This is a genomic window from Zhongshania sp. (genome assembly GCF_041623545.1).
Lineage (GTDB): Bacteria > Pseudomonadota > Gammaproteobacteria > Pseudomonadales > Spongiibacteraceae > Spongiibacter.
In genome coordinates, this window is the sequence record NZ_JBFJWS010000262.1 from 1 (window position 1) to 4,532 (window position 4,532).

General features: G+C 50.4%; 5 protein-coding genes. 1 reads left to right on the top strand and 4 read right to left on the bottom strand.

Annotated elements, in window-relative coordinates; genetic code table 11:
* Nucleotides 1-256: 256 nt before the first annotated feature.
* The 4 genes from ABYT30_RS15955 to ilvY form a co-directional block, all read right to left on the bottom strand.
* Entirely contained in the window at nucleotides 257-853 is a 597-nt protein-coding gene (locus ABYT30_RS15955; RefSeq protein ID WP_373097476.1) for a sulfite oxidase heme-binding subunit YedZ, read from the bottom strand.
* Nucleotides 853-1,839, bottom strand: a complete 987-nt coding sequence (gene msrP, locus ABYT30_RS15960; protein ID WP_373097477.1) for a protein-methionine-sulfoxide reductase catalytic subunit MsrP — start codon at nucleotides 1,837-1,839, stop codon at nucleotides 853-855. Before msrP ends, ABYT30_RS15955 begins: the two co-directional genes overlap by 1 nt.
* Before the next feature lie 68 nt (nucleotides 1,840-1,907).
* Nucleotides 1,908-2,723, bottom strand: a complete 816-nt coding sequence (pssA, locus tag ABYT30_RS15965; protein ID WP_373097478.1) for a CDP-diacylglycerol--serine O-phosphatidyltransferase — start codon at nucleotides 2,721-2,723, stop codon at nucleotides 1,908-1,910.
* 56 nt (nucleotides 2,724-2,779) lie between these two features.
* On the bottom strand, nucleotides 2,780-3,682 hold the full coding sequence (ilvY, locus tag ABYT30_RS15970; protein WP_373097479.1) for an HTH-type transcriptional activator IlvY: 903 nt from the start codon (nucleotides 3,680-3,682) through the stop codon (nucleotides 2,780-2,782).
* A gap of 227 nt (nucleotides 3,683-3,909) precedes the next feature.
* On the opposite strand from ilvY, the gene ilvC reads away from it, so the two are divergent.
* Nucleotides 3,910-4,532, top strand: a 623-nt coding sequence (gene ilvC, locus ABYT30_RS15975) for a ketol-acid reductoisomerase (protein ID WP_373097480.1), incomplete at its 3' end; no start/stop codon positions are given.

A 4,532-nucleotide genomic window follows, 5' to 3' on the forward strand; every position in this document is an offset into this window, starting at 1 on the left:
AATCTCAACCAACAAGCACCCACACGAATTATCTAATCTTGTCTTGTTAAATAGCTCAAAACCGCCGGGGCTTTGATTTCCGCTTAAGTTCTTGTCCTTAAGCGAGGAGGCGTATTATATAGATCCTAGCCTCGGTAGCAAGTAGTTTTTTAAACTTTCTCACCACCCCAACTGCTTATCTAAATCGCGTCCCGCACCTCGGTGAAGTCCGCCTCAGCAGTTGAGGAGGCGCATTATAGACACGCCAGCTTAGGAGTCAACGAGTTTCGTAAACTTTCTTTAACCGGGGGTAAAAGAGCAGCAAAATAAGGCTGCCATACAAGACCGCATCGAAGTAACTCGAGCGGACCTGCCAAAAGACGTGCACCCAAGCAAGGACCGCAATAAGGTAAATCAGCTTATGGACTTTGCGCCAATTGCGGCCAAGGGCGCGCACGGCCTTATTATTAGAAGTAAAACCCAAGGGCAGCATAAATAGCCATGCCAAAAAGCCAACCACGATATAAGGCCGCTCAGACAATTCTTCTTGCGCGATCTGCCAATCCCAGGCAAACAAATAGGTTAGGACGACCAAAAAATGCAGATTGGCGTAGAACCATGTGTACAAGCCCAGCATACGCCGATAGCGAAGCAGCTTCGGCATACTCAACCACTGCCGCAAGGGGGTAATTGCCAAGGTAAGTATTAATAGACGGATCGACCACTCACCCGTTAAGAGCAGCAGGGCTTTAACCGGATCGGTTCCCAGCCCCTCAGTCAAGGCAGCCCAAACGATATAGGCAAACGGCAACAGACATAGAATGTGTAGCAAAGGCTTTTGCCAAGCCCGAGTTGAAACGTTCGGTTTTAGCATTAGTAGTTGCGCCGCAAATCCATACCTTTATACAAGCTCGCAACTTGTTCACCATAGCCATTAAACATTTGGGTTTTAATCCGATTCGGCCTTAACAAGCTTCCCGGCAGACGACGCTCATAGCGCTGGGTCCAGCGTGGATGATCCACCTCAGGGTTAACATTGGCGTAAAAGCCATATTCATTAGGGGCTATGCCCTCCCAGCTGGTTTTGGGTTTACGGGAGGTAAAGCGAATTTTCACGATGGACTTAATACTTTTAAAACCGTATTTCCAGGGCACTACCAGCCGAATCGGTGCGCCGTTCTGATTCGGCAGCACCTTGCCATACATACCCACACTCATAAACGCTAAAGGGTGCATGGCCTCATCTATTCTCAAGCCTTCTTTATAAGGCCAGTCGATGGTACTAAAAGCAGAACGCTGTCCGCGCATTTCATCGCGACGAACCAAGGTAGTAAATTCTACATATTTGGCATTCGAGGTCGGCTCGAACATTTTCAATAAATCAGCTAGCGGGAAGCCAACCCAGGGAATAACCATTGACCACGCCTCGACACAACGCAAACGGTAGATGCGCTCCTCTAGGGTCATGAGCTTCATAATATCTTCAAGAGGGTATTTGCCGGGCTTTGCGACCTCACCTTCGATCGACACGGACCAAGGGTCCGTTGTTAGGGAATCAGCGTAGCGCGCGGGATCAGACTTGTCGGTACCAAACTCATAGAAGTTGTTATAGGTACTGGCATCGGTAAACGAAGCCATTTTTTCATCGGTATAAAAGGGGTTACTCGACTTAGCGACTACAGGCTGATAATTGAGGGCCGCCAATTCCGTCTTAGCCGCCGCAGCGCTAGATAACGGCATTGCCAAACCTGCCATTGCCACCCCTACGCCGATACCTTGCATAAACTGACGCCGCTGGAGATAAACGCCTTCCGGCGTGATCTCGCTACTGGGTATATCGGACGGTGAACGGATAAGCATGGCGCAAACTCCCCAAAGATTAATTTCTCCTCTTTAGATGCGCCAGCTTAGCTAATGTTACAAGCGACTCATTTAAAGCGGCGATATACTGCTTGTACGGGCCCCGATAGCGCATAGATCAACGCTGTCGCCAACAATACCCGAGCAGGGTCAACTGACACCAAGCCAAAGATCAACACGACAATAATCATCACCACAAAAGGAACCCGGCCGCGAAAATCAATGCCCTTAAAGCTGCTATAGCGCACATTCAAAATCATCAATATGCCGCAGACAGCCATCAAAATCCCAGCAAACACTTCTAGCTCGAAGTGAACACCCTTTTCAACCCAGCCTTCTTCAGCGCAGACCCAAACCAGCCCGGCCATGACTGCAGCGGCAGCAGGACTCGCCAAACCGGTAAAGTAATTTTTATCCGCAGTGTCAATCTGGGTATTAAAACGCGCCAAGCGCAACGCCGCGCAGGCAACGTATATAAATGCTACCGCCCAGCCAAACTTCCCTAAATCTACCAGCGCCCAGCTAAACACGACCAGCGCAGGAGCTACCCCAAAGGACACCATGTCCGATAGACTATCGTACTCCGCACCAAACTTACTCTGGGCATTCATTAGCCTTGCGACTCGGCCGTCTAAGCCGTCAAATATCATTGCCGCAAAAATTGCGATGGCGGCATTTTCAAAATTACCGTGCATGCCAGATATAATGGCAAAGAAACCAGCAAACAGTGCTGCTGTCGTAAAGAGGTTAGGCAGCAAGTAAATACCACGCTTAAGCTCCGTTTTACCATTAACCGAGACTTCTTCCTCATGATCGTCAATCAGCAGCAAGGCTTCCGCGTCAAACGGTGATTTTGGCTTGTCGTTGCCCTGTGGTTCTGTCATAGCTTTCCCGATTCGTTAAATAAGTCTATAAAAAGAAGCATCATAAATTAAATGCGTTAACTGTACGATGACCTAGCGCAATCCCAAAACGCTTTGACCAGCGGATTGGACAATCGTTGCTGTAAGACCACCACACCAATTTCCATCATAGGCAAGACCGGCTCCACGGGAATCACCCGCACCCGCTCACGCAAGAAGCTGGTTGCCAGTACCAATTCCGGTACCACACCAATTCCCAAGCCCAAAGCCACCGTGCTTACAATTGCCTCATGACCACTGACCTGCGCGTAAACACTGGGCTTGATTTGCATCTGCCGAAACCACTGCTCGATCAAGGTCCGCGCCACGCCGCGCTCTGGCAGGATAAAGGGCAGACTAGCCAAAGTCTGTGACGATAACACCTCCCCTGCAGCAGCTATTTGCTCATTTACTGCACAGGGGATATTCGGCACCAATAACCGCAGCGGCGAGCGTGTCAGCTCCTGATACTGCAAACGCGGCGACAACTGCTTTGGCTTGGCGGTAATTCCCAGGTCTTCGCCACCCTCGGCTATTCGCTCAATAGCATCAGCTTGATCACCAGTATGCAGTTTCAATTCTATAGCAGGATAGCGCTGACGAAACACCTCAAGAATATTACTCAACACACTATAAGAAGCGGTAACTGAACAAAATAAGCCCAACTCTCCCTGCAGGGTTTCACTGTGCACGTGCAAACGCTGAATAATCGACTGCCAATTCACCACCGCCTGTTCAGCATAGCGCAGAAATTCTCGGCCTGCGGCGGTCAGCTGCACCCGCCGATTATCACGCTCGAACAATGAAACGCCGACTTGCTCCTCTAAACGCATCACCGAGCGGCTTACCGCCGAAGCGCTGAGATGCATGGCGTCACCGGTGCGGCCAAAGTGCAGGGATTGGCTGAGGTGGATGAAGGTTTGGAGTTCTTTGAGGTTCATGGGGGTAAGCCTGACGTCGGATGTCTGGTGTCGGACGCAAAAACCTCATTCCGCCGGAGACTTTTACTTCCGACGTCAGACGTCTGACACCCGACTCAATGTGGAAAACGCAACATAGCATCAACTATATATCATTTTACGCAACAAACAAGCGGTGCTAAAGTGGCGGCCATTGTGGGATAGCACCTGCCCACGAGCCAATTTCATATACTAATCAGGAGAGAATCATGGGCCAGAATTACTTCAATAGCCTGCCGCTGCGTCTTCAGCTGCAAGAGCTCGGCAAATGCCGTTTTATGGATCGCAGTGAATTCGCAGATGGCTGCGAATACCTGAAAGGCAAGAAAATTGTCATTATCGGCTGCGGTTCACAGGGCCTTAACCAAGGTTTGAACCTACGCGACTCTGGCCTGGACGTGTCTTACACACTCCGCGCTGAAGCCATTGCCGAGAAGCGTCAGAGCTGGAAGAACGCTACTGAGAATGGTTTTGCCGTTGGCACCTACGAAGAACTGATCCCCACTGCTGACGTGGTGATGAACCTTACACCAGACAAGCAGCACACGCCTGTTGTTAACGCCGTTATGCCATTAATGAAAGAAGGCGCTTGCTTAGATTACGCTCACGGCTTCAACTTGGTTGAAGAAGGCATGCAAATCCGTAAAGACATCACCGTTGTGATGATGTGCCCAAAATGCCCCGGCACTGAAGTGCGCGAAGAATATAAGCGCGGCTTTGGTGTTCCAACCCTGATCGCGGTTCACCGCGAAAACGATCCTAAAGGTGAAGGCATGGCCATTGCCAAGGCACTGGCCTCTGGTACTGGCGGCGACCGCGCCGGTGTTCTGGA

Bases quoted from the DNA above. Each gene is read 5' to 3' on its own strand.
- msrP (WP_373097477.1), bottom strand. From the start codon at position 1,839: ATGCTTATCCGTTCACCGTCCGATATACCCAGTAGCGAGATCACGCCG.
- ABYT30_RS15955 (WP_373097476.1), bottom strand. From the start codon at position 853: ATGCTAAAACCGAACGTTTCAACTCGGGCTTGGCAAAAGCCTTTGCTA.
- ilvY (WP_373097479.1), bottom strand. From the start codon at position 3,682: ATGAACCTCAAAGAACTCCAAACCTTCATCCACCTCAGCCAATCCCTG.
- pssA (WP_373097478.1), bottom strand. From the start codon at position 2,723: ATGACAGAACCACAGGGCAACGACAAGCCAAAATCACCGTTTGACGCG.